Source organism: Mycobacterium sp. shizuoka-1 (genome assembly GCF_002723835.1).
Taxonomy (GTDB): Bacteria; Actinomycetota; Actinomycetes; order Mycobacteriales; family Mycobacteriaceae; genus Mycobacterium.
The window spans coordinates 16,980-40,537 of the sequence record NZ_BEWG01000010.1 but is presented as its reverse complement, the minus strand read 5'-3'; the positions used below and the strand labels follow the sequence as shown (position 1 = coordinate 40,537).

General features: G+C 68.7%; 23 protein-coding genes. 9 read left to right on the top strand and 14 right to left on the bottom strand.

Features of this window, described 5'->3' with window-relative positions:
• Positions 1-3: 3 nt before the first annotated feature.
• Positions 4-246 (bottom strand): hypothetical protein, encoded by a 243-nt coding sequence (locus MSZK_RS02705; protein WP_142389842.1) that lies wholly within the window; start codon positions 244-246, stop codon positions 4-6.
• Positions 247-363: 117 nt separating this feature from the next.
• On the opposite strand from MSZK_RS02705, the gene MSZK_RS02700 reads away from it, so the two are divergent.
• Positions 364-642, top strand: a complete 279-nt coding sequence (locus tag MSZK_RS02700) for a hypothetical protein (RefSeq protein WP_233211087.1) — start codon at positions 364-366, stop codon at positions 640-642.
• Between the two features lie 13 nt (positions 643-655).
• Here MSZK_RS02700 and MSZK_RS02695 read toward each other — a convergent pair whose 3' ends face one another.
• From MSZK_RS02695 to yajC, 6 genes are all read right to left on the bottom strand, one after another.
• Entirely contained in the window at positions 656-2,995 is a 2,340-nt protein-coding gene (locus MSZK_RS02695) for a bifunctional (p)ppGpp synthetase/guanosine-3',5'-bis(diphosphate) 3'-pyrophosphohydrolase (protein WP_099244577.1), read from the bottom strand.
• 84 nt (positions 2,996-3,079) lie between these two features.
• Positions 3,080-3,625, bottom strand: a complete 546-nt coding sequence (locus MSZK_RS02690) for an adenine phosphoribosyltransferase (RefSeq protein WP_099244575.1) — start codon at positions 3,623-3,625, stop codon at positions 3,080-3,082.
• Entirely contained in the window at positions 3,607-5,259 is a 1,653-nt protein-coding gene (locus tag MSZK_RS02685) for an ABC transporter substrate-binding protein (RefSeq protein ID WP_099244573.1), read from the bottom strand. The genes MSZK_RS02690 and MSZK_RS02685 overlap by 19 nt, the downstream gene beginning before the upstream one ends.
• A gap of 6 nt (positions 5,260-5,265) precedes the next feature.
• Positions 5,266-6,519: a protein translocase subunit SecF gene (secF, locus tag MSZK_RS02680; protein WP_099244571.1), complete on the bottom strand. Its 1,254-nt coding sequence runs from the start codon at positions 6,517-6,519 to the stop codon at positions 5,266-5,268.
• 4 nt (positions 6,520-6,523) lie between these two features.
• Positions 6,524-8,350, bottom strand: coding sequence for a protein translocase subunit SecD (secD, locus tag MSZK_RS02675; RefSeq protein WP_099244569.1), 1,827 nt, complete (start codon positions 8,348-8,350; stop codon positions 6,524-6,526).
• Positions 8,351-8,437: 87 nt separating this feature from the next.
• Positions 8,438-8,773: a preprotein translocase subunit YajC gene (gene yajC / locus MSZK_RS02670; RefSeq protein WP_099244567.1), complete on the bottom strand. Its 336-nt coding sequence runs from the start codon at positions 8,771-8,773 to the stop codon at positions 8,438-8,440.
• A gap of 127 nt (positions 8,774-8,900) precedes the next feature.
• Here yajC and MSZK_RS02665 point away from each other — a divergent pair, with 127 nt between their 5' ends.
• The 3 genes from MSZK_RS02665 to MSZK_RS02655 all read left to right on the top strand — a co-directional run bounded on the left by MSZK_RS02665 (position 8,901) and on the right by MSZK_RS02655 (position 12,513).
• Complete coding sequence (locus MSZK_RS02665; RefSeq protein ID WP_099244565.1) at positions 8,901-9,581, top strand: nitroreductase family protein; 681 nt, start codon at positions 8,901-8,903, stop codon at positions 9,579-9,581.
• A 153-nt stretch (positions 9,582-9,734) separates the two neighbouring features.
• Positions 9,735-11,075, top strand: coding sequence for a 4-aminobutyrate--2-oxoglutarate transaminase (gabT, locus tag MSZK_RS02660; RefSeq protein WP_099244563.1), 1,341 nt, complete (start codon positions 9,735-9,737; stop codon positions 11,073-11,075).
• A gap of 4 nt (positions 11,076-11,079) precedes the next feature.
• Positions 11,080-12,513 carry a gamma-aminobutyraldehyde dehydrogenase gene (locus MSZK_RS02655; protein WP_099244561.1) on the top strand — a complete coding sequence of 478 codons (1,434 nt, stop codon included), beginning with the start codon at positions 11,080-11,082 and terminating at the stop codon, positions 12,511-12,513.
• A gap of 12 nt (positions 12,514-12,525) precedes the next feature.
• Here the strand turns inward: MSZK_RS02655 and MSZK_RS02650 are convergent, their stop codons facing one another.
• Positions 12,526-13,206 carry a hypothetical protein gene (locus tag MSZK_RS02650; protein ID WP_099244559.1) on the bottom strand — a complete coding sequence of 227 codons (681 nt, stop codon included), beginning with the start codon at positions 13,204-13,206 and terminating at the stop codon, positions 12,526-12,528.
• A gap of 229 nt (positions 13,207-13,435) precedes the next feature.
• Here MSZK_RS02650 and car point away from each other — a divergent pair, with 229 nt between their 5' ends.
• Positions 13,436-16,942, top strand: coding sequence for a carboxylic acid reductase (gene car, locus MSZK_RS33475; protein WP_099244557.1), 3,507 nt, complete (start codon positions 13,436-13,438; stop codon positions 16,940-16,942).
• A gap of 71 nt (positions 16,943-17,013) precedes the next feature.
• Here the strand turns inward: car and MSZK_RS02640 are convergent, their stop codons facing one another.
• Complete coding sequence (locus tag MSZK_RS02640) at positions 17,014-17,931, bottom strand: alpha/beta fold hydrolase (protein ID WP_099244555.1); 918 nt, start codon at positions 17,929-17,931, stop codon at positions 17,014-17,016.
• Positions 17,932-18,030: 99 nt separating this feature from the next.
• On the opposite strand from MSZK_RS02640, the gene MSZK_RS02635 reads away from it, so the two are divergent.
• A complete protein-coding gene (locus MSZK_RS02635) occupies positions 18,031-19,131 on the top strand; it encodes a diguanylate cyclase (RefSeq protein ID WP_099244553.1) in 1,101 nt (366 codons plus the stop codon).
• Here the strand turns inward: MSZK_RS02635 and MSZK_RS02630 are convergent.
• The 4 genes from MSZK_RS02630 to ruvC are packed head-to-tail and all read right to left on the bottom strand — an operon-like array spanning position 19,124 to position 21,727.
• Positions 19,124-19,507, bottom strand: a complete 384-nt coding sequence (locus MSZK_RS02630) for a DUF1304 domain-containing protein (protein WP_099244676.1) — start codon at positions 19,505-19,507, stop codon at positions 19,124-19,126. The two genes, MSZK_RS02635 and MSZK_RS02630, sit on opposite strands and share 8 nt — an antisense overlap.
• Before the next feature lie 11 nt (positions 19,508-19,518).
• Entirely contained in the window at positions 19,519-20,586 is a 1,068-nt protein-coding gene (ruvB, locus tag MSZK_RS02625; RefSeq protein ID WP_099244550.1) for a Holliday junction branch migration DNA helicase RuvB, read from the bottom strand.
• A complete protein-coding gene (gene ruvA, locus MSZK_RS02620) occupies positions 20,583-21,173 on the bottom strand; it encodes a Holliday junction branch migration protein RuvA (protein WP_099244548.1) in 591 nt (196 codons plus the stop codon). The genes ruvB and ruvA overlap by 4 nt, the downstream gene beginning before the upstream one ends.
• Entirely contained in the window at positions 21,170-21,727 is a 558-nt protein-coding gene (ruvC, locus tag MSZK_RS02615) for a crossover junction endodeoxyribonuclease RuvC (protein WP_099244545.1), read from the bottom strand. The genes ruvA and ruvC overlap by 4 nt, the downstream gene beginning before the upstream one ends.
• A 104-nt stretch (positions 21,728-21,831) precedes the next feature.
• Here ruvC and MSZK_RS02610 point away from each other — a divergent pair, with 104 nt between their 5' ends.
• The 3 genes from MSZK_RS02610 to MSZK_RS02600 all read left to right on the top strand — a co-directional run bounded on the left by MSZK_RS02610 (position 21,832) and on the right by MSZK_RS02600 (position 23,222).
• On the top strand, positions 21,832-22,281 hold the full coding sequence (locus MSZK_RS02610; RefSeq protein WP_099244543.1) for a cupin domain-containing protein: 450 nt from the start codon (positions 21,832-21,834) through the stop codon (positions 22,279-22,281).
• Positions 22,278-22,871, top strand: a complete 594-nt coding sequence (locus tag MSZK_RS02605) for a TetR/AcrR family transcriptional regulator (protein ID WP_099244541.1) — start codon at positions 22,278-22,280, stop codon at positions 22,869-22,871. The genes MSZK_RS02610 and MSZK_RS02605 overlap by 4 nt, the downstream gene beginning before the upstream one ends.
• A gap of 90 nt (positions 22,872-22,961) precedes the next feature.
• Entirely contained in the window at positions 22,962-23,222 is a 261-nt protein-coding gene (locus MSZK_RS02600) for a hypothetical protein (RefSeq protein ID WP_099244539.1), read from the top strand.
• Here the strand turns inward: MSZK_RS02600 and MSZK_RS02595 are convergent, their stop codons facing one another.
• A complete protein-coding gene (locus MSZK_RS02595) occupies positions 23,223-23,540 on the bottom strand; it encodes a hypothetical protein (RefSeq protein WP_099244537.1) in 318 nt (105 codons plus the stop codon).
• Positions 23,541-23,558: the final 18 nt, after the last annotated feature.

Below are 23,558 nucleotides of genomic sequence, written 5' to 3'. Positions count from 1 at the left end.
GGGTTACCCGGGCAGGCCCTGCTCTTCGGGCGGCAGCGGCGCGGGCCCCTTGATGGCCGGAACGGCGACCGGCAGGCCGGCCTTGCTCGGGCCGGGCGCCTGGGTGACGGTGACCCCGGTCGACATCTCCGAGCTCACCAACGAATCCGGACCCAGCGGCGGATGTGCCGCCGCCGCGGCCAATACGCCGAGCGAGACCAGGGCGCCGGTGCCGAGGGTGGCGGAAAACACGTGAAATCTGTTCATGGTCAATCTCTTTCCAAGAGGCATCACGGCCGCCAAGAACAAGATCATTGCCGCCCCGCCCTATTCCGGTGATGACGATGAAATAATCTGCGGCGCACCAGTGTTGGTGTAGTTGTTATGTCTCTTGGCCTGCACCGATTCGCCCTTGTCCTGCTCGGGGTGCTGGCGGCGATCACCGTCCTGGTGGTCCCTGGTGCCCTATCCGCCGCCGGCACACCCCGGCCCGTCGCACAGGGCTGCTACGACGGGGTGATCCCGTGGAACCCCTACCTGCAGAGCTGCAGTTTGCCGTCGGCCCAGCCGCGAGTGCGCGGCGCAGCACCCGACGCCGGTGCGATCATCGCCTGCCGGCATCATCCGGGCTGCCTGGCCTGGTACGTCAACGGCGGACCCTGATCACCCGCCGGGGTCAGGCCGCGCTGGTCACCCGGTAGACGTCGTACACACCCTCGACGTTACGAACCGCGTTGAGCACATGACCGAGGTGCTTGGGGTCGCCCATCTCAAAGGTGAAGCGGCTGATGGCCACTCGATCGTTGGACGTGGTCACCGAGGCCGACAGGATGTTGACCCGTTCGTCGGCCAGCACCCGGGTGACATCGGACAGCAGCCGGTGCCGGTCGAGGGCCTCGACCTGAATGGCCACCAGGAACACCGACGTGGGTGACGGCGCCCAGTGCACCTCGATGATGCGTTCGGACTGCTGTTGCAGCGACGCGGCATTGGTGCAATCGGTGCGGTGCACGCTGACACCGCCGCCGCGGGTGACGAATCCCATGATGTTGTCGCCGGGGACCGGTGTGCAGCACTTGGCCAGCTTGGTCAGCGTGCCTGGCGCGCCGGGCACGCTGACACCGGTGTCGTCGGTGCTGCGCTGCCGCACCGGCATGGTCGCCGGCGTCGAGCGTTCGGCCAGTTCGTCTTCCGCGCTCTCGGCACCGCCGAGCTGGGCCACCAGCCGCTGCACCACGTGCCGGGGCGAGACGTGCCCCTCACCGACCGCGGTGTACAGCGACGAGACGTCGGCGTAGCGCAACTCCTGCGCCAGGGCGCCCATCGCCTCGGCGTTGACCAGCTTCTGCAGCGGCAGACCCCCGCGGCGAACCTCGCGGGCGATCGAGTCCTTGCCCGCCTCCAACGCCTCCTCGCGGCGCTCCTTGGCGAACCACTGCCGGATCTTGGCTTTGGCGCGCGGTGACACCACAAAGCCCTGCCAGTCTCGCGACGGCCCGGCGTTGGGGGCTTTGGAGGTGAAAACCTCTACCACTTCCCCGTTTTCGAGTTTGCGTTCCAGCGCCACCAGGCGGCCGTTGACCCGGGCGCCGATGCAGCGGTGACCGACCTCGGTGTGCACCGCGTAGGCGAAGTCCACCGGGGTCGAGCCGGCCGGCAGGGTGATCACGTCGCCCTTCGGGGTGAACACGAAGATCTCTTGTACCGCAAGGTCGTAGCGCAGCGATTCGAGGAACTCGCCGGGGTCGGCGGCTTCCCGCTGCCAGTCGAGCAGCTGGCGCATCCAGGCCATGTCGTCGATCTCGGCGGCGGTGTGCGGGTGCGGAACACCGTTGCGGCCCTTGGCCTCCTTGTACCGCCAGTGCGCGGCGATGCCGTATTCGGCCGTGCGGTGCATGTCCCGGGTGCGGATCTGCACCTCCAGCGGCTTGCCCTCCGGCCCCACGACGGTGGTGTGCAGCGACTGGTAGACGCCGAACCTGGGTTGGGCGATGTAATCCTTGAACCGGCCGGGCATCGGCTGCCACAGCGAATGCACCACGCCCACAGCCGCATAACAGTCGCGGATCTCGTCGCACAGGATCCGCACCCCGACCAGGTCGTGGATGTCGTCGAAGTCACGGCCCTTGACGATCATCTTCTGATAGATCGACCAGTAGTGCTTGGGCCTGCCCTCGACGGTGGCGGTGATCTTCATCCCGGACAGCGCCGCGTTGATCTCGGCGCGGACCTTGGCCAGATAGGTGTCGCGTGACGGCGCCCGGTCGGCGACCAGGCGGACGATCTCCTCGTAGCGTTTCGGGTGCAGGATCGCGAACGACAGATCCTCCAGCTCCCACTTGACCGTGGCCATACCCAGCCGATGGGCAAGCGGGGCAATGACTTCCAGCGTCTCGCGGGCCTTGCGGGCCTGCTTCTCCGGCGGCAGGAACCGCATGGTCCGCATGTTGTGCAACCGGTCGGCGACCTTGATGACCAGCACCCGCGGGTCGCGCGCCATCGCGATGATCATCTTGCGGATCGTCTCGCCCTCGGCGGCGGTGCCCAGCGCGACCTTGTCCAGCTTGGTGACACCGTCGACCAGATGGGCCACCTCGTCGCCGAAGTCGGCGGTCAGCGCCTCCATCGCGTAGCCGGTGTCCTCGACAGTGTCGTGCAGCAGCGCGGCCACCAGCGTGGTGGTGTCCATGCCGAGTTCGGCCAGGATGTTGGCCACTGCCAGCGGATGGGTGATGTAGGGGTCGCCGGAGCGGCGCAGCTGATCGGCGTGCTTGGCCTCGGCCACCTCGTAGGCGCGCTGCAGGATCGCCAGGTCGGCCTTCGGGTAGATCTCCCGGTGCACCGCCACCAGCGGTTCGAGCACCGGGTTCACCGTGCTGCGCTGCGAGGTCATCCGCCGCGCCAGGCGGGCCCGCACGCGCCGGGACGCACTGCTGGTGGTCTTCGGGGTCTCCGCGCGCGGCTCCGGACTGTCGGAGACCGGCGCGGCGGTCAGCGCGCCGTTGTCGTCCACCACGCCGTCACCTCCTCGCCACCAGACCGACTTCGAGGATATCGCTCCGCGAGAATCGCAGTGGCAGGCGTGGCCAGTCAGGCGAGCTCAGATGGTCTGCAGGCTCTCCACCGGCAACGGGGCGATCTTGTCGCGCCCGCCGAGGCCGGTCAGTTCGAGTACCACCGCCGCCACCGGGACCTGCGCGCCGCCGGCCGCCAGCAGGGCGGCCGCCGCGGCCAGCGTCCCCCCGGTGGCCAGCACGTCGTCGATGATCACCACCCGGCGCCCGGCCAGCGCAACCCCGTCTGCCGGGATCTCCAGCGTCGCCGTGCCGTACTCCAGCGCGTAGGACTGGCTGTGCACCGGCGGGGGCAGCTTGCCACCCTTGCGGATCGCCAGCACCCCGATTCCCAGCCGGTGCGCCACCGCGCCGCCCAACAGGAAGCCGCGCGCATCGATGCCGGCCACCAGGTCGGCGCCCGACGCGATCTCGGCCAGCGCCTCGGTGACCACCGCCAGCCCGTTCGGGTCGGCCAGCACCGGGGTGAGGTCCTTGAACTGGATGCCCGGCTCGGGGAAGTCGGCCACCTCCCGAGTCAGCGACGCGATGACGTCGGCCACCGAAGCCCCGGTCACTTCTCGAAGACCCATCGGTCCATATTCCAGCCCGCGCCCCACTTGGTCGGATTGCCTTCCACGGCATACATCTTCTTCGACGCCAGCACCGTGCGCTGCTGACGGTACAGCGGCAGGGTCGGCATGTCGCCCCACAGGATCGGCGAACTGTCGCCGAGCAGCCGCGCCTGTTCCTTCGCGTCGGCGGTGATCGCCAGCGCGGAGATGATGCCGTCGATCTGCGGGTTGGCGTAGCGCGGCAGGTTGTTGCCGTTGCCGGAGAACAGCGTGTACGCGTCCAGCGCCGACGAGCCGGTCGACCCACTGCCCGCCGCCCCGCCGGTGCTGGCCAGCAGCGCGTCGAGCCCGCCGTCGCGCAGCGTCTGCGGCCCGGTGGTGTCTGAGGTCGTGTCGACCACGGTGATACCGGCCGCCGCACAGGACTTGGTGATCGCGCCGACGGTGGCGGCCAGGCGCGGGTTGGGCGCCTGATAGCCGATGCGCACGATCAGCGGCTGCCCGCCCAGGGCGTCGCGGGCGGCGTCGGGGTTGGCCGGCCCGAACTGGCCGGCGATCGCGACGCCTTCGATGGCACTGAATGCATCGTCGGCGGCCGAGTTGAGCCGGACGTTGGAGATCGGGGTCTCGGCGTTGAGCGCGATCAGGTCGCGCGGGGTGCACAGCGCCACCGCCCGGCGGGCCGGCGTCGCGGCCAGCGGGCCGGTCGGGGCGAAGATCAGCTGCTCGATCCCGCCGGAGGCGAACTCGTGTCGGTCGTAGCCGTCCGGTGTGGTCAGGGTGCCCGACGACCCGGTCGCGACGTCCACGACCTGGAAGGTGCCGTTGTTGACCCGATCCTGCACATCGACACCGCGCGGCCACACCGTGATCCGCTTGGTGATCGGTTTGGCGCCCCACCAGCGGTCGTTGGCGGTCAGCACCACCGCCCCCTCGGGCAGCACCGAGTCGATCTTGTACGGACCCGAGGACGGGAACCGTTTCAGGTCGACGCCGGGCTTGAGGTCCCAGACCGTGTTCCAGGCGGCCGCGATTCGGTCGACGGCGGCCGGATCACCGCTCTGGATGGCCCGGGTGACATCGAGTCCGAGCACGTCGCCGAGCACGTGCGACGGCATCATCGACGTCGCGGTGAACAGTTGCAGGTAGTCGATGACCGCACGACCCGGCAGATAGGTCACCCGGGCTTTTTTCTGGCCAGGCTGGCAGTCGATGGTGTCGATGTCGAGGTATCCGGCGCGGCTGGCGGCGTCGAAGGCCGGGAACCGCCCGGACTGCGCGGCCCAGGTCAGCACCATGTCGTCGCACGTCACCGGTTTGCCGTCGGAATAGACCGCCTTGTCGGAGATCTGGTAGTCCAGCACCAGCGGATCCCGGCCGACCACCGACACCGACCCGAAGTCGTGGTCGGCCAGCACCTGTCCGTCGGGTCCGTGGAAGGTGAACCCGGTGAGCGCCCGGGCGAACGCCTGCGGACCGGCCGAGGCCGCGCCGGTGACCGTGTTGGTGTTGTAGCTGATCAGCATGCCGTCCACGGCGTAGTTGATCTGGTCGGCCGGGCTGCCCGAACACGACGCCAGGACGGTCGACGCGACCACTCCCACGACGGCCGCCACTGCGACAGCGGCGGCGCGGCGGCGCCTGACTGCCATGGCTCGCTAACGCCCGCGAGTGCTGCGTTTGCCGGACGGGCGGGCGGGACGAGCGCCCGGCGCGGGCTTGTTGCCCACCGCGGGCGTGCCGCCGATCGCCGCCTCGACCGGCACCGCCTCGGCGGCCTCGCCGAGGTCGGCCGCGCCGCCGGTGACGACATCGCCGGCCTTGGCCGGCTTGCGCCGGTTGAGCACCCGACGGGTGTGCGTGCGCACCAGGTCGGTGCGTTCGCGCAGCGACACCAGCAGCGGGGTGGCGAAGAAGATCGACGAGTAGGTGCCGACGATGACGCCGACCAGCTGCACCAGCGCCAGGTCCATCAGCGTGCCGACGCCGAGCAGCCAGACTGCCACCACCATCAGCGCCACGATCGGCAGCACCGAGATCAGGCTGGTGTTGATCGACCGCATGAACGTCTGGTTGACGGCGAGGTTGGCCTGTTCGGCGAACGTCCGGCGAGTGGTGTGCTCGAAGCCGTGGGTGTTCTCCTCCACCTTGTCGAACACGATGACCGTGTCGTAGAGCGAGAAGCCCAGAATCGTGAGCAGACCGATGACCGTGGCGGGGGTCACCTCGAAGCCGACGATCGAGTACACCCCGGCAGTCACCAGCAGGTCGAACACCAGCGTCAGCAGCGCCGAGATCGCCATGTACCGCTCGTAGCGGAAAGTGATGTAGATGGCGGCCAGGACAAGGAACACCCCGAGCGCGATCAGCGCTTTCTGGGTGATCTGGCCGCCCCAGGTCTCCGAGACATCCGACTGACTGATGGCCTGTTCACTGGGCTTGCCGTCGGCGCCCTTCGGTTGCAGCTCCTCGAACAACGCCGAACTCAGTTTCGCGGACTCGTCGTTGCTCAGTTTCTCCGAGCGGATCTGCAACGTCGCCGAGGGCCCGCTGCCGACCACGACCACCGATTCGGGGTCCTTGCCCATCACCTTGCTGTACACGTCCTCCACCTGCTGGGTGGTGATCGTGCCGTTCTGACCTGCGGTGGGCACCGCGATTTTGGTGCCGCCCTCGAAGTCGATGCCCAGGGTGAACCCCTTGAGCGCAATGCTGGCGATGCAGACCGCGACGATCACGCCGCTGATCGCGTACCACATCTTCCGCCTGCCGATGACCTCGAAGGCGCCGGTGCCGGTGTAGAGGCGGACGAAGAAGCCGTGCTTGGGCGCGGCGGCCCCGGCGGCTTCCAGATCGGGCGCCTCGACGGCGGTGGATGCGGTGTCGTCTGCGGTGTCTTTGTCCTTGGCCATGCCGTTACCCCCGTCCTGTCGCTGTGGCGGCCGCTCGGCGTTCCCTGGCGATCTGCTGAACCGCCCCGAGGCCGTTGAGGGCCGGTTTGGCCATGGTCGGCGACTTCGACGCCAGGTACACCAGCGGCCAGGTGACCAGGAACACGACGAGGACGTCGAGGATGGTGGTCAGGCCCAACGTGAACGCGAAGCCCTTCACCTGGCCGACAGCCAGGAAGTACAGCACCGCGGCGGCCAGGAACGTCACCGCGTTACCGGACAGGATCGTCTTGCGGGCGCGAGCCCAACCGCGCGGCACCGCCGAACGGAACGAACGACCTTCGCGGATCTCGTCCTTGATGCGTTCGAAGAACACCACGAACGAGTCGGCCGTCGTGCCGATGCCGATGATCAGACCGGCAATACCCGCCAGGTCCAGGGTGTAGTTGATGTAGCGGCCCAGCAGCACCAGGATGCCGAACGCCATGGCGCCGGACGCCACCAGCGACAGCGCCGTCAGCAAGCCCAGCACGCGGTAATAGAGCAGTGAGTACACCAACACCAGCGCCAAGCCGACAGCGCCCGCGATCAGGCCGGCTCGAAGCGAGGCCAATCCCAGGGTTGCCGACACGGTTTCGGCCTCCGAGGATTCGAAGGACAGCGGCAGCGAACCGTACTTGAGGACGTTGGCCAACTGCTTGGCGCTGTCAGCCGTGAACGGCGGGTTGCCGCCGCTGATCTGCGTGCGGCCACCGGGGATGGCCTCCCGGATCTGCGGGGCGCTGACCACCTGCGAGTCCAGCGTGAACGCCGTCTGGGTGCCGATGTTGGCGGCCGTGAAGTCGGCCCAGGTGGTCGCGGCCTGGTCCTTGAAGGTCAGGTCGACGACGTAGGCGCCGCTCTGGTTGTCCAGGCCGGATGTGGCGTCCTTGATCTGATCACCACTGATGATGGATTTGTCCAGCACGTAGATGTACTTGTGGTCCTGCGAGCAGGCCACCAGCGGCAGGTTCGGGTCGTCGTTACCGGCCAGGATGTCGGGCTGGTCGCACTTGCCGGCCATGTACTGGACCGCAATCAGCAGCAGGTTCTGATTGGTGCTCTGGCGCAGTTCCTTCTCGAACTTGATGCGCGCGGTGCGGTCCTTGGCCTCGTCCGGCGGGCCGGGCGGTCCCGGCGGCGCGGGTGCGGGCGCCCCGGGTGCGGGGGCTGCGGCCGGCGGCGCGGGCTGCCCGGGAGCAGGTGGGGGCGCCGGTGACGGTGACGGGGCCGGCTCGGCCGGGTACGGACGCGGCTGCGGTGCGGGAGCCGCCGGGTTGGCCGGTTCGGGGGCCGCGGGCGGCGCGGCGGGCGCGGGAGCTCCCCCTGGTGCCGGCGCGCCGGGTGGGGGCGCGCCGCCGGGCGCGGGTGCCCCAGGCGGGGCTGCGCCACCGGGCGCCTGGGCCTGCATCTGCTGCTTGATGGCCTCGATCGGGATCGGCTGGCCGATCACCGGGCGGATGAACAGCCGGGCGGTCTGGCCGAGGTTGCGGGCCTCGTTGCCGTCGTTACCGGGCACCGTGATGACCAGGTTGTCACCGTCGATCACGACCTCCGAGCCGGCCACACCGAGGCCGTTCACGCGGTCGTTGATGATCTGCTGCGCCTGGTCGAGGGCGTCCTTGGTCGGCTTGGATCCGTCCGGGGTGCGCGCGGTCAGCGTGACCCGGGTGCCGCCCTGCAGGTCGATGCCCAGCTTGGGGCTGGCCTTTTTGTCCCCGGTGAGGAACACAAGCAGGTAGACGCCGATGAGCAAGACCAGGAACAGCGCCAGCCAGCGGTAAGGATGCACCGGCGCCGAAGACGATGCCACGTTGTTGTCTCTCCTAGGTTTGTGCCGCGCGTCCCGCGTCGCGGTTCTCCGACGGTCCCGCTAGAGGGTACGTGGCGTGCCTGGCGATCAGTCTTTGGTGAGCCGGTCCGCGTCGTTGCCGGTGATCTCGGTGGCACCGGACTCGACATCGTCGGCCTCGGGCGCCTCGTCTTCAATGCGATCGCGGATCGCCAGCTTCATCCAGGTGGTCACCACGCCGGGAGCGATCTCGAGGTCGACGTTGTCGTCGGTGATGCCGGTGATGGTGGCCTGCAGGCCGGAGGTGGTGTGCACCCGGTCGCCGATCCGCAGTGATTCGTGCAGGTCGATGGTGGCCTGCATGGCTTTGCGCTGGCGCCGCGATGCGAAGTACATGAAAGCGCCCATGATGATGATCAGGGGCAGGAACACGAGCAAGTCCATGGCGGAATGATTCTTTCGTATTGCTGGGTCAATGCTCCGCAACCGTCCGGTCGCGGGCTTCATAGCTGCCCAGTCTGCCATTGTGCCGGTCCGGCCCCGACCGGCACCGTCGTTGGAAGATGGTCGGATGGACCTGATCGACACGCTGCGCAGCACCGGCGCGGTACGCGAATTCACCGATGAGCCGGTCGACGACGCCGCCGTGGCCCGCATTCTGGATACCGCGCGATTCGCCCCGAGCGGCGCCAATGCGCAGGCCTGGCGGGTGGTCGTGGTCAAGGACCCGGCCGTTCGCGCCCGCCTGCGCGACCTCTATCTCCCACCGTGGGCCGACTACCTCACGTTGACGGCGGCCGGCCTGCGGCCGTGGTCGCCGGTCAACGACCGCGATGCGGAGGCCGCCGCGCTGGCCGCGGGGACCGGGGCGGCGGCCGGGGGCATGGCCGCCCACCTCGACGAGGTCCCGGTGCTGCTGGCGGTGTTCGCCGACCTGTCGCAGTTGGCCGCCGTCGACCGTGACCTCGACCGCTATTCCCTGGCCGGCGGCGCGTCGGTGTATCCGTTCGCCTGGAGCATCCTGCTGGCCGCTCGCGCCGAAGGCCTGGGCGGCGTCCTGACGACGATGCTCATCCGGGCCGAAGACGAGGTCAAGCGGCTGCTGGGCGCGCAGGACCCGCTGGTACTGGCGGCCGTGATCGCACTGGGGCACCCGGTCCGCCGGCCGCGCCGGCTGACCCGCCAGCCGGTGGCGGCGTTCACCACCGTCGACCGGATCGACGGGCCACCGCTGTCCCCCGGCACCGACTAGACACCAACCGATTACGTCGAATTCGTCGCCTGTGACGACGTAATCCACCGGCAATCGTGGGTTCAAACCGGGTTTTCAGTTGCGCGATGCCGCCACGGGACTAGGCTCGGATCGCCCGCCCCGCGTAGTGCGATCGTCGTCAGGAGAACAGAAGTGCCGTCCCTCGAGCAGAGCCGCAAACTCGTCACCGATATCCCCGGCCCCGGGTCCATCGAGCTGGCCAAGCGCCGGGTCGCCGCGGTCTCGCACGGCGTCGGCGTCACGATGCCGATCTATGCCGCACGCGCCGGTGGCGGGATCATCGAGGACGTCGACGGCAACCGGCTGATCGACCTGGGTTCCGGGATCGCGGTGACCACGATCGGAAACTCCTCGCCCCGGGTGGTCGACGCGGTGCGCGCGCAGGTCGCCGACTTCACCCACACCTGCTTCATGGTGACGCCCTACGAGGAGTACATCGCCGTCGCCGAGCACCTCAACCGGCTGACCCCCGGCTCCTACGAGAAGCGTTCGGCCCTGTTCAACTCCGGCGCCGAGGCGGTCGAAAACGCCATCAAGATCGCCCGCGCCTACACCCGCAAGACCGCCGTGGTGGCTTTCGATCACGCCTACCACGGCCGCACCAACCTGACGATGGCGCTGACCGCCAAGTCGATGCCGTACAAGAGCGGATTCGGCCCGTTCGCGCCGGAGGTCTATCGCGCCCCGCTGTCCTACCCCTACCGCGACGGGCTGATCGACAAGGAGTGGGCCACCGACGGCGAGTTGGCCGCCGAGCGCGCGCTGACGGTGATCGACAAGCAGATCGGCGCGGCAAATCTGGCCGCGGTCATCATCGAGCCGATCCAGGGCGAGGGCGGCTTCATCGTGCCCGCCCCGGGCTTCCTGCCCACCCTGCGGGCCTGGTGCGCCGACAACAACGTGGTGTTCATCGCCGACGAGGTGCAGACCGGGTTCGCCCGCACCGGGTCGATGTTCGCCTGTGACGACGAGGGTATCGAGCCGGACCTGATCGTGACCGCCAAGGGAATCGCCGACGGTCTGCCGCTGGCCGCGGTGACCGGTCGGGCCGAGGTGATGGACGCCCCGCATGTCAGCGGTCTGGGCGGCACCTACGGCGGCAATCCGGTGGCCTGCGCGGCAGCGCTGGCCACCATCGAGACCATCGAACTCGACGGTCTGGTCGACCGGGCCAAGCAGATCGAAAAGGTGATGAAGGACAAGCTCGGCCGGATGCAGGCCGACGACGACCGCATCGGCGACGTTCGCGGCCGCGGCGCCATGATCGCCGTCGAGCTGGTGAAAACCGGCACCGCAGAACCGGATCCGGAACTCACCAAGACGCTGGCCGCCAAGGCGCACGCCCAGGGTGTGCTGGTGCTGACCTGCGGCACGTACGGCAACGTGCTGCGGTTCCTGCCGCCCCTGACGATCAGCGACGAGTTGCTGCTCGAGGGCCTCGGCGTACTGGCCGCCATCCTGGCCGAAATCTAGCGCCGTGACCACCGTCCGAAACTTCATCAACGGTGAGCTCGTCGACTCGGTCAGCGGCGCCACCATGCCGATCGTGGACCCGTCCACCGGTGAAAAGTACGGCACCGCACCGGTTTCCAACGAGCAGGACATCGACAGCGCGTACGCCGCGGCCAGCGCGGCATTCGCGGACTGGAAGCGCACCACCCCGTCGCATCGGCAGAAGGCGCTGCTGAGCTTTGCCGACGACGTCGAGAAGGCGGCCGCCGAGCTGGTCGCCGCCGAGGGACGCAACACCGGTAAGCCCAACCATGTCACGGCGGCCGAGGAGATCCCTCCGATGGTCGACCAGATCCGGTTCTTCGCCGGTGCAGCACGGATTCTGGAGGGCAAGTCGGCCGGTGAGTACCTGGCCGACCACACGTCCTGGATCCGTCGCGAGCCGGTCGGGGTGATCGGCCAGGTCGCCCCGTGGAACTACCCGATGATGATGGCGATCTGGAAGTTCGCTCCGGCCATCGCCGCGGGCAACACCGTCGTGCTCAAGCCCAGCGACACCACCCCGGTGACCACCGTGATGCTGGCGGAGATCGCCGCCAAGCACTTCGGGCCGGGCGTGCTCAACGTCGTGTGTGGCGACCGGGTCACCGGCGCGGCTGTCGTCGCCCATCCGACCCCGCAGATGGTGTCCATCACCGGATCGGTCGCTGCGGGCCGCGCGGTGGCGGTCAGCGCCGGCGGCCACCTCAAGCGCACGCACCTCGAACTGGGTGGGAAGGCGCCGGTGATCGTGTTCGATGACGCCGACATCGCCACCGCCGCAGAGGGAATCGCGACGGCCGGCTACTTCAACGCCGGCCAGGATTGCACCGCCGCCACCCGGGTGCTGGCCCAGGCCGGGGTCGCCGAGGACCTGACCGCCGCGCTGGCCGAGCAGGCCAGGGGCGCAGCGACCACGTTCGGGCGTGCACCCGGCGACGAGGATGCCTGGGTGCCGCCGGTCAACAACCCCAACCAGCTCGAGCGGGTGCTCGGGTTCCTGTCCGACGTGCCCTCGCACGCCACCGTCGCCGCCGGCGGAAACCGGCAGGGCGACAAGGGCTTCTACGTCGAGCCGACCGTGATCGGCGGGTTGCGCCAGGACGACCGGCAGGTCCAGGAGGAGATCTTCGGCCCGGTGATCACCGTGCAGTCGTTCACCGACGAGGACGAGGCAATCCGCTGGGCCAACGGCACCGAGTACGGCCTCGCGTCCTCGGTGTGGACCAAGGACGTCTCACGCGCGATCCGGGTGTCCAATGCGCTGGACTTCGGCTGCGTGTGGATCAACACCCACATCCCGCTGGTCGCCGAGATGCCGCATGGCGGCTACAAATCTTCAGGGCACGGCAAGGATCTGTCGATGTACGGTTTCGAGGATTACACCCGCATCAAGCACGTGATGGCCTACACGGGCTGAGCCACACCGGTGTCAGTGCGCGACAGGCGTGCGCCGCGACCGGCCGAACATGTCGCGCCAGCTGCGATGCCGAGGCTCCTCGTGGACCTCGTCGGCCTCGTCGGCCACGTGGTGACGGCTGCGCGCCATCACCGGTCCGGTGGCCGGGGCGGCTACCGGTTCGGCCGCGACGGGCTCGGCGACGACGGCACGCTGCGCACGCCGGAGGTCGCGCAGGCTGCGCACCGACACCCGGCCCAGGGCCATCGCACCGAAGAAGACGATCAGCGCGCCCAGCCCACTGAAGTAGGCCAGTTCGATCGCCACCTGTCCGGTGACCGTGTCGGCCACCGGCGACCCGAAGTCGCCGAGCTGCAAGGGGCTGGCGAACATGCGGCCGACCACGAACCACGCGCCGGCGACCACCGCGAGCCAGCCGCCGAACATCGCGGTGGCCCGATTGCGCGACATCAGCAACAGCGCGCCGCCCAGGACCGTCACCGCGCCGGGCAGCACCTCCAGCCAGCCGCGCCCGGCGGTCCAGGTCCACGGCGTGTCGGGGTCGTAGGCGAAGTCGAAGTAGGGCCCGACGAAGGGAATCAGCGCGCCCCACGCGCCGAGCAGGATCAACAGGAAACCACTTGCCGCGCCGCGGCTGCGCGCGATCTCCATCCGGCCGACACCGGTGTCGATGCGGGTGTCCACGTCTTTCATGACGCCTCCTCGAGTCAGGGGATGTCCCCACGATGCAGCCGGGGTACCCCTGTCGCGCGGGGCTCTAACGACACGTCACCGACACGATCGAGAGCAAGTTCACAGGGCCCTTTGCTGGTCTGCGGGCACTCCCCGGGAATAACGTTAGTTTTGCTAACGTAGTTTCTCTTGAGCGCAACGAAGCGCCCACCCATTCTTTCTTGTGCACGCTCGTCAATGGAGTCTTGTCATGTCCACTGATACTCGCGAATCCCGGTTCGACCAGCGCGTCGCCGCCTTGTATTCCACCGATCCACAATTCGCCGCAGCCGCTCCTGATCCCGCCGTCACCGCCGCCGCCGGCCGACCGGGTCTGCGCCTGCCCGAGGTGATCGCCACAATTTTCGACGGCTATGCCGATCGGCCTGCGCTGGGCCAGCGCGCGGTGCGATTCGTCGAGGACCCGCAGACACGGCGCACCACCGCCGAACTGGAAGACCGCTTCGACACCATCACGTACCGGCAGCTGGCCGACCGTGTCCAGTCCGTCGCCGCCGCCTGGTCCGGCCAGGTCGTGCGGGCCGGCGATCGGGTGGCGGTGCTGGGCTTCACCAGCATCGACTACACCATCGTGGACCTCGCCCTGGTGCAACTCGGCGCGGTATCCGTGCCGCTGCAGACCAGCTCCGTGGTCACCGCACTCCACCCGATCCTGGCCGAGACCGAACCGGTGGTGCTTGCCACGAGCATCGACTATCTCGACGATGCGGTCGACCTGGTGATCGCGGGTCCCGCACCGAAACGGCTGGCGGTCTTCGACTTCCGGCCCGAAGTCGACGACCAGCGCGATGCACTTGCCGCCGCCCGCAAGCGGCTGGCGGGCACCGCAGTCACCGTGGTCACGCTGGCCGACGAGATCACCGCGGGCGCAGGACGTGTCGTCGACGCCGACGCAGCGACCGAAGACGACCCGCTGGCCCTGCTGATCTACACCTCCGGCAGCACCGGCGCCCCGAAGGGGGCGATGTACCCGGCCAGCAAGGTGGCCGACATGTGGCTGGCCGCCGCAGCGCACTGGGACGACAAACAGGGCGCCTACCCCGCGATCGTGCTCAGCTTCATGCCAATGAGCCACGTGATGGGCCGCGGCGCCCTCTACGGCGCGCTGAGTGCCGGCGGCACCGTATTTTTCGCGGCCCGGGCAGATCTGTCGACCTTCCTCGACGACCTGGCCCTGACCCGCCCCACCCAGCTCAACCTGGTGCCGCGGGTGTGGGACATGATCCATCAGGAGGTCGAAAGCGAAGTCGACCGGCGCGCCGGTGGGCAGGACCGCGCGGCGGTGGAAGCACAGGTCTTGTCGGAGAAGCGCAGCACCCTGCTGGGCGGCCGGTTCGTCTCGGTGATGACGGGCTCGGCCCCGATCGCCCCGGAGCTGAAGGCCTGGGTCGAGACGTTCCTGGACATGCACCTGGTCGAGGGTTACGGCTCGACCGAAGCCGGCGCGGTGTTCGTCGACGGTGTGGTGCGTCGTCCCCCGGTCATCGACTACAAGCTGGTGGATGTGCCCGAACTGGGTTACTTCGGAACCGATCTCCCGCATCCGCGCGGCGAACTGCTGGTCAAGTCGACACAGTTGTTCCCCGGCTACTACCGACGACCCGAGGTCACCGCGACGATGTTCGACGAGGATGGCTTCTATCGCACCGGTGACATCGTCGCCGAGACCGCCCCCGATCACCTGCAGTACGTGGATCGCCGCAACAACGTGCTCAAGCTGTCCCAAGGTGAGTTCGTCACGGTTTCCAAGCTGGAGGCGGCCTTCGGTCGCAGCCCTCTGGTCGCGCAGATCTACTTGTACGGCAACAGTTCTCGGCCCTACCTGCTGGCCGTCGTGGTGCCCACCGCCGAGGCGTCAAGCCACCACGACGCCGCGGAACTGAAGGCGCTGATCGGTGAGTCGCTGCAGGAGGTCGCCCGCTCCGCGGGGTTGCAGTCCTATGAGATACCGCGCGACTTCCTCATCGAGACAACGCCGTTCACGTTGGAGAACGGTCTGCTGACCGGCATTCGCAAGCTGGCCTGGCCGCGCCTGAAGGAGCGCTACGGCCCGGCCCTGGAGCAACTCTACGTCGATCTCGCCGAGGGCCAGGCCGACGAATTGCGCGCGCTGCGACGCAGCGGTGCCGACGCTCCCACCCTCGACACCGTCACCCGCGCGGCCGGGGCACTGCTAGGTGCCGCGACCGCCGACCTGGCGCCCGACGCGCACTTCACCGACCTCGGTGGCGACTCGCTGTCGGCGTTGACCTTCGCCAACCTGTTGCAGGAGATCTTCGGCGTCGAGGTCCCGGTCGGGGTGATCGTCAGCCCGGCCAACGATCTGGCGGCCATCGCCGGCTATGTCGACACGCAGCGGACCTCCGCCAGCAAGCGGCCGACGTTCGCCACCGTGCACGGCGCCGGTGCCACCGAAGCCCACGCCGCCGATCTCACGCTGGATGCGTTCATCGACGAGGCCACGCTGGCGGGTGCGCCGGCACTGCCCGGCCCGAGTGCCGAGATCCGCACCGTGCTGCTCACCGGCGCAACCGGATTCCTGGGCCGCTACCTGGCGCTGGACTGGCTGGAGCGGATGAGCCTGGTCGGCGGCACGGTCGTCTGCCTGGTCCGCGCTCGCTCCGACGAGGAGGCCCGCCAACGCCTGGACGCCACCTTCGACAGCGGTGACCCCACGCTGCTGGCGCACTACCGGAAACTGGCCGCCGGCCACCTGGAGGTGATCGCCGGTGACAAGGGCGAGCAAAACCTCGGGCTGGACCCGGCCACGTGGCAGCGACTGGCCGATACCGTCGATCTCATCGTCGATCCCGCCGCGCTCGTCAACCACGTGTTGCCGTATCGAGAGTTGTTCGGTCCCAACGTTGTCGGGACCGCTGAGCTGATCCGGATCGCGCTGACCACCAAGCGCAAGCCGTTCGTCTACGTCTCCACGATCGGCGTCGGTGCCGGCATCGCGCCGGGACAGTTCGCCGAGGACGGCGACATCCGCCGGATCAGCCCGACTCGGGCGGTGGACGACTCGTACGCCAACGGTTACAGCAACAGCAAGTGGGCCGGTGAAGTGCTGCTGCGCGAGGCCAACGAACGGTGCGGCCTGCCGGTCTCGGTGTTCCGCTGCGACATGATCCTGGCCGACACCACCTACGGCGGGCAGCTCAACCTGCCCGACATGTTCACCCGGATGATGCTGAGCCTGGTGGCCACCGGTGTCGCGCCGGCCTCGTTCTACGAACTCGACGCCGGCGGGAACCGCCAGCGCGCCCACTACGACGGCCTGCCGGTGGAATTCATCGCGGAGGCGATCTCCACGCTGGGCGCGCAGGTGACCGAAGGATTCGAGACCTATCACGTGATGAACCCGTACGACGACGGCATCGGGCTCGACGAGTTCGTCGACTGGCTGGTCGGCGCCGGCCATCCGATCCAGCGGATTGCCGACTACGGCGGCTGGCTGCAGCGGTTCGAGACCGCGATGCGGGCGCTGCCCGACCGGCAGCGGCAGTACTCGCTGCTGCCGCTGCTGCATAACTATCAGCAGCCGGAGCGGCCGGTGCACGGATCGATCGCGCCGACCGACCGATTCCGCGCCGCGGTCCAGGAAGCCAAGATCGGACCCGACAAGGACATTCCGCACGTGACGCCGGAGGTCATCGTCAAATACGTCACCGACCTGCAGCTTCTGGGTCTGCTGTAGTTGGCGCGAGATCGACACCAGGGTTGCGATCAGGACGGATCGACAGCCCTGGTGTCGATCTCGGCTTGCCTCTAGCCGGCCCGCCGGACTTGGTCGACGACACCGATGATCGTATCGGCGACGAACTTCGGCTGATACAGCATCACGTTGTGGCCGCTGCCGGTCGCGATGACGTTTGTCGCGCCCAGTGCCGCCGCCAGCAGATCGTTGGCTTCGTGAATCTGGCCCAGGGTGTAGTTCTGCGGCGTCAGCGCTTCGGGGGGCGCGAACGTGTCGGCGCTGAGGACGATCGCGGGCACGTGCGGCAGCGGCGGCGCCTCTTTGATGGCGGCAATCGCTTCGAGGATGAGCACGCCCTCTGCCCCGGGCTCCGGCAACGTCATGCTGTCGCGCTCCCAGGCGGCGTTCTGCTCCGGGGTGCCCAGACTCGGAAGGAATTCCGACACCCCGTCGACCATGACCATGCCCGCCACCAGATCCGGGTGCGTGCGTGCGAGCAGGTCGAGGATGAGGCCGCCGTAGGAGTGTGCGGCGAAGACGAACGGACCCCGAAGGTGGGCGGCCTTGATGAGCGCGACGACGTCGTCGACATCCTGCTGCACGGTGTGCGGCTGCGGCACGGGAGTGGACCGGTCGCTACCGTCCGGCCGGGTGTTCGGCCGGTCGTAGGCGCACACCTGAGTAGTTCTCGCGACGGTGGGCTGCACGGCCTCGGAGCTGGGCTCCAACTGCGCCTCGGCGATGATGTCGTAGGGCGAGGACCGGATCGGATCGTCGGGCGGCACGACGTAGTTCCACGCCTGCGCGTAGCTGCCCTTGCCCGGGATGATGAAGACCGTCGGCGGGCCGGTTCCCTGACACTGCAGGTATAGCTGCCGATCGCCACCGATGCCGACCAAGCCCGGCGACCCGCCTGCCGGATCTGCGGCACTGCGTGCGCACCCCGCTGCGACGACGAGCACGGACAGCAGTGCCAGCGATCGCCTCACACCGTGACGCTACCGCGGGCAGCGGGAACACCCGAGCAGTATCATTGCGGCTCAGACTTGCAGCTTTCGGGGGCCGGCTGTAGGCGGTTTCGGGAGCAGATGCACAACGACGTGGGCATGGCGGCGTGGGTCCGCCAGTGGTGGCACCAGCCCGATCAATACGACTGGGTATCCGAATACCTCGCTTCGCGGCAGTTACAGCGCTTCAGCCGATTCCTGATCGCGGCGGTCGTCATCACCCTGGGCGTGGTGCCGCTGGTGATGCTGTTCAGCCCGTCGGGTCCACAGGGCGAGGTGCAGCGCACCATCGCGATCGTCATGTCGATCCTGTCGTTCGCCGGGGCGGGCAGCTGGTTGGCGGGCTGGCCGAGCCGACGCCTGTCCGTGCTGTTCGCCGTCGGCGCCAACGCCGGCGTGACCGTCGCCTGCGTGATCGCCGGGACGCCGGCCACCGGGTTGTTGGCGTGCGCCACCTTTGCCCCCATCGCCGGTTACGTCAGCCTGTACCACTCCAGCCGGCTGCTGGCGGTGACGTTGGTCAACGCCATCGTGACGATCGTGTACGCCGGCGTGCGGATCGCTGCGGCGGGCGACACCGCGATGGCGGTGGGACATGTCGTCGGAATGCTGATCGCGGTGCTCGCGGTCCCGTTCGGAACCCAGTTGTTCATGCATCTGCTCAGCCTCGACGCGCGGATGTCGGACACCGATCCGCTCACCGGATTGCGCAACCGGCGCGGTTACGACCAGTCGGTGCTGCAGCTGGTCGCTGCGGCGGACACCTCGCAAGAGCAGTGGCTGGCCGTGGTGCTGGTCGATCTGGACAGGTTCAAGCAGATCAACGACGTGCACGGCCACGGGTTCGGCGACACGGTCCTGCTGGCAGTCGCCGACAACCTGATTCGCTGCAGTGCGATGGATTCGGTCGTGGCTCGCTTGGGTGGCGAAGAATTCCTGGTCGCCGAACTGACCCAACCGGGCGCTGCCGTGGACTGTGCCGAGCGGCTCCGGGCGGCTGTCGCAGAAATGCCGTACGGCGTGACCGCCAGCGTCGGGGTGGCGGCGGTGCCGATCACCGACATCGACGGCACCGCGGTGGCGGCAGTCATCAAGCAGCTCGGCGAATCCGCCGACGTGGCGATGTACGAGGCGAAGCGCGCCGGCGGTAATCAGGTGCGCGATCGCACCGGCGTCAGATGACGGCCATCACCAACAGCACCACGGCCACCAGCGGGAATGCCCCCTGAATGACGGCTGCCCGCGCCTTGTCCGGCGCGGAGGCCAGCAGCACCACCGCCGCGGCGAGCATGGATCCGACGCCGGCAAACACCAGCGCGGCGCCGATCCCGGTGTGCCCCATGGCAATCGCGATGATGCCGAGGACACTCACGATCGCCAGGAACAGGTTGTAGAAGCCCTGGTTGAGAGCCATCAGTTTGGTGGTCTCGGCTTCCTCGGCGGTGGTGCCGAACACCGCGCGGGTCCGAGGGGTGGTCCAGGTCAGCGACTCCATCGTGAAGATGTAGACGTGCAACAGCGCAGCCAGGCCGGCGAAAACCATTGCGGCGGTGACCATCGGGGCTCCCATCACTCGAAAAGGCCCGGCTGCCCGAGCCCGCTGGCTCGCGGCGGTGCAACCATGCCGAGGTGGGTCCAGGCTAGCGGCGTGGCGACCCGGCCGCGGGGAGTCCGCGCGATCATGCCGGCCCGCACCAGGAACGGCTCGCACACCTCCTCGACGGTGGTGGCTTCCTCCCCCACCGCGACGGCCAGGGTGGACACCCCGACCGGGCCGCCGCCGAAGCTGCGGGTCAGCGCCGAGAGCACCGCCCGGTCCAGCCGGTCCAGACCGAGCTCGTCGACGTCGTAGACGGCCAGCGCCGCCTTGGCGATGTCGCGGGTGATCACCCCGTCGGCGCGTACTTCGGCGTAGTCGCGCACCCGTCGCAACAATCGGTTGGCGATGCGCGGTGTGCCGCGCGACCGGCGGGCGATCTCGGATCCGGCCTCGGCGCCCAGCTCGATGCCGAGGATGCCGGCCGAGCGCGCCAGCACCCGTTCCAGCTCGGGCGGCTCGTAGAAATCCATGTGCGCGGTGAACCCGAACCGGTCGCGCAGCGGCCCGGTGAGCGCGCCGGACCGGGTGGTGGCGCCGACCAGGGTGAACGGCGCGACCTCCAGCGGAATCGACGTGGCCCCTGGGCCTTTGCCGACGACGACGTCGACCCGGAAGTCCTCCATGGCCAGGTACAGCATCTCCTCGGCGGGCCGGGCGATGCGATGGATCTCGTCGATGAACAACACGTCGCCCTCGACGAGGTTGGACAGCATCGCGGCCAGGTCGCCGGCGCGTTCCAGCGCCGGACCGGACGTGACCCGCAGCGACGAGCCGAGTTCGGCGGCGATGATCATCGCCAGCGACGTCTTACCCAGACCGGGTGGGCCCGACAGCAGGATGTGATCCGGTGTGCCACCGCGGTTCTTGGCGCCTTCGAGCACCAGCTGCAGCTGCTCGCGCACCCGCGGCTGGCCGATGAACTCGCGCAGCGACCGGGGCCGCAGGCTCGCGTCGATATCGCCTTCCCCGACGGTCAGCGCAGGCGAGACATCCCGGTCGAATGCCTCGTCCTCGTCGTCGGTGTCGAACCGGCTCATTTCTTACCCAGCATCGACAACGCCGCCCGCAGCGCGCTCTGGGTGCTCGCGTCCGGGTCGGCGGCCAGCACCTTGTCGCATGCCTCCTCCGCCTGCTTGGCCGCGAAGCCAAGTCCGACAAGGGCTTCCACCACCGGGGCGCGCACCGCATGCCCGGTCGCGGAGACTGCTCCGGAGCCCCCGGCAACCGCGCCGATCTTGTCCCGCAGTTCGAGCACCATGCGTTCGGCACCACGTTTGCCGATGCCGGGCACCCGCGTCAGGGCGGTTACGTCGCCGTCGGCCAGCGCCTGGCGCAGCGCGGTCGCGTCGTAGACGGCCAGCGTCGCCAGCGCGATCTTGGGCCCGACGCCGGACACCCCGAGCAGTGTCGAAAACAGGTCGCGGGCATCGGAATCGGCAAAGCCGTAGAGCGTCTGGGAGTCTTCGCGCACGATCATCGCGGTGATCAGCCGGGCCTCGGTACCCCGCCGCAGCGTGGCCAGTGTGGCGGGGGTGGTCATGATCTTGTAGCCGACACCGGCGGCTTCGATGACGACGTGGTCCAGCGCGATGTCGAGGACTTCCCCGCGTACCGACGCGATCACGCGCGGGCCGCCTTCAGCCGCGCCTGATACGCCCGCTTCTGCTCGGCCGCCATCGCCTCGGCGTGCGCCATCCGGGCGATCATCGGCGCCCGCCAGCAGTGGCAGATCGCCAGGGCCAGCGCGTCGGCGGCGTCGGCCGGTGTGGGCTTCTGCTGCAGCTGCAGGATGCGGGTGACCATCGCGGTGACCTGAGCCTTGTCGGCCCGGCCGTTGCCGGTGACTGCCGCCTTCACCTCACTGGGAGTGTGGAAGTGCACGTCGATGCCCCGGCGGGCGGCGGCCAGCGCGATCACCCCGCCGGCCTGCGCGGTGCCCATCGCGGTGTTGGCGTTGTGGTTGGCGAACACCCGCTCGATCGCGATCACGTCGGGCAGGTGGGTGTCCATCCAGTGATCGACGGTGTCGCTGATGGTCAGCAGCCGATGCTGCAGCGGCTGGTCGGACGGGGTGCGCACCACGTCGACATCGAGGGCGATCACGTGCCGGCCGCGGCCACTCTCGATCACCGAGAGCCCGCAACGCGTCAACCCAGGGTCGACTCCCATCACCCGCACGGATCGCCTTCCGAGAAACGAACAGCTGTTCGATCACAGTAGCGGGCCGGGCGGACAGGATCGGACAGGACACGCGGTCCGCCACACGTGGTTATCGTCGGGACATGGGCGGCCCCGACGCATTCCATCCCGACCTGTCCGGAACTGAGCCGGCGCGCCATCGCGTGCGTCACATCCGGGCCGCCGACCTCGACACCGACACTTCCCAGACCGGCGGCATGCGGCGGTTCGCCGCGATCAGCGGGCAGTCGGTCGGCTCGGAGAAACTGTGGATGGGCGAGACCCACGTCGAGCCGGGAGTGGCGTCGGCCAACCACCACCACGGCGAATCGGAGACGGCCATCTTCGTGCGCAGCGGCCACCCGGAATTCGTCTTTCACGACGGTGTCCGGGAGGTGCGGATCCGCACCGAGCCGGGCGACTACATCTTCGTGCCGCCGCATCTGCCCCACCGGGAGGAGAATCCCGATCCCGACGAGCGGGCGGTCGTCGTCATCGCACGCAGCACCCAGGAAGCCATCGTGGTCAATCTCGAGCAGCTGTATCCGCTGTGAGCGTCCAGGACTCCGCCACCCGCGCCAAACCCGGCCGGCCGCGCAGCGAGCAGTCCCGGTCCGCGGTGGTCCGGGCAACCTCGGAGCTGTTGGGCGAGATCGGGTTACGGGCGATGACCGTCGAGCAGATCGCCGCCCGCAGCGGATCCAGCAAGGCGACGATCTACAAGTGGTGGCCGAACAAGTACGCGGTTGCCGTCGATGCCTTCTTCTCCGAACTGCAAGCCGACTCCCCCGAGCCCGATACCGGTTCGGCCCGCCAAGATTTCGCGATCTGGTTGCGCGGGTTGTGCCACTTCTACACCGGACCCAGCGGCCGGGTGTTCGCACAGTTGGTCGGCGAGGCGCAGTTCGATCCCGCGGTGGCCGACGAACTGCGCGACCGACTGGTGCGGTCCCGGCGCGCGGTGCTGGAGACGATCTGGGAGCGCGGGGTGGCCCGTGGCGAACTGCGCCCTGACACCGGCCGTGACGTTGCGATCGACCTGGTCGTCGGGCCGGCGCTGTACCGGCTGATGACCGGCGGCACCCTGGACGATGCCGCCGCCGACGCGATCGTCGACGCGGCCATCGGCGGCCTGGGGCGGTGAGTCAGGTCACCGCCGGCGCCGGGATTACCGGCGGGCTCCAGGACGCTGCACATTTCGAAACTGTACGTTCAGTTTCGAAGGAGAATCATCATGAGGACGAACCTTCGTCTGGCCGCCGGCCTGGTGGCCGCCGGGATCGCGGCCGCCGTCGTGGCCGCGCCGATCGCCGCGGCAGCCGACGACCCGCACATGGTCTGTACCGCAGTCAGTGCAGGCAACAGCCAATGCGAAACCCCCGGTAACGCGCAGCTTTCGGCCACCCCGCCGGATGTCCCCTACCCGACGCTGTATCCGTTCCTGCTGGGCGGCGGCCTGATCTTCCACGACGCGCCCGGCCACGGGATGCGCTGATCAGGCTTCGGGCGCCGGGAATTGCGTCAGGGTGCCCTCCTGCGCCGACTGCGCGATCTCGGCCACCCGCTGACCCGACCGCGACCAGCCTTTGACCCGCTCGCGGCCGACCTCGGTGCCGTCGCGCCTGATGATGATCGTCCACGGCACACCACACCATTTGGCCAGCAGCCAGAACGGCCACATGAGCATGAACGGCAGGACGATCAGGAAGATCAGGGCGTCCAGCGTGGCAAAGCCGGACTCCCACGGGATGGTCCGCCACCACCAGCGACGCACCGACCAGCTGACACCGTCGGGGTCGGTAACCTCGGTCATCCCCGCAGCGTACGGTTC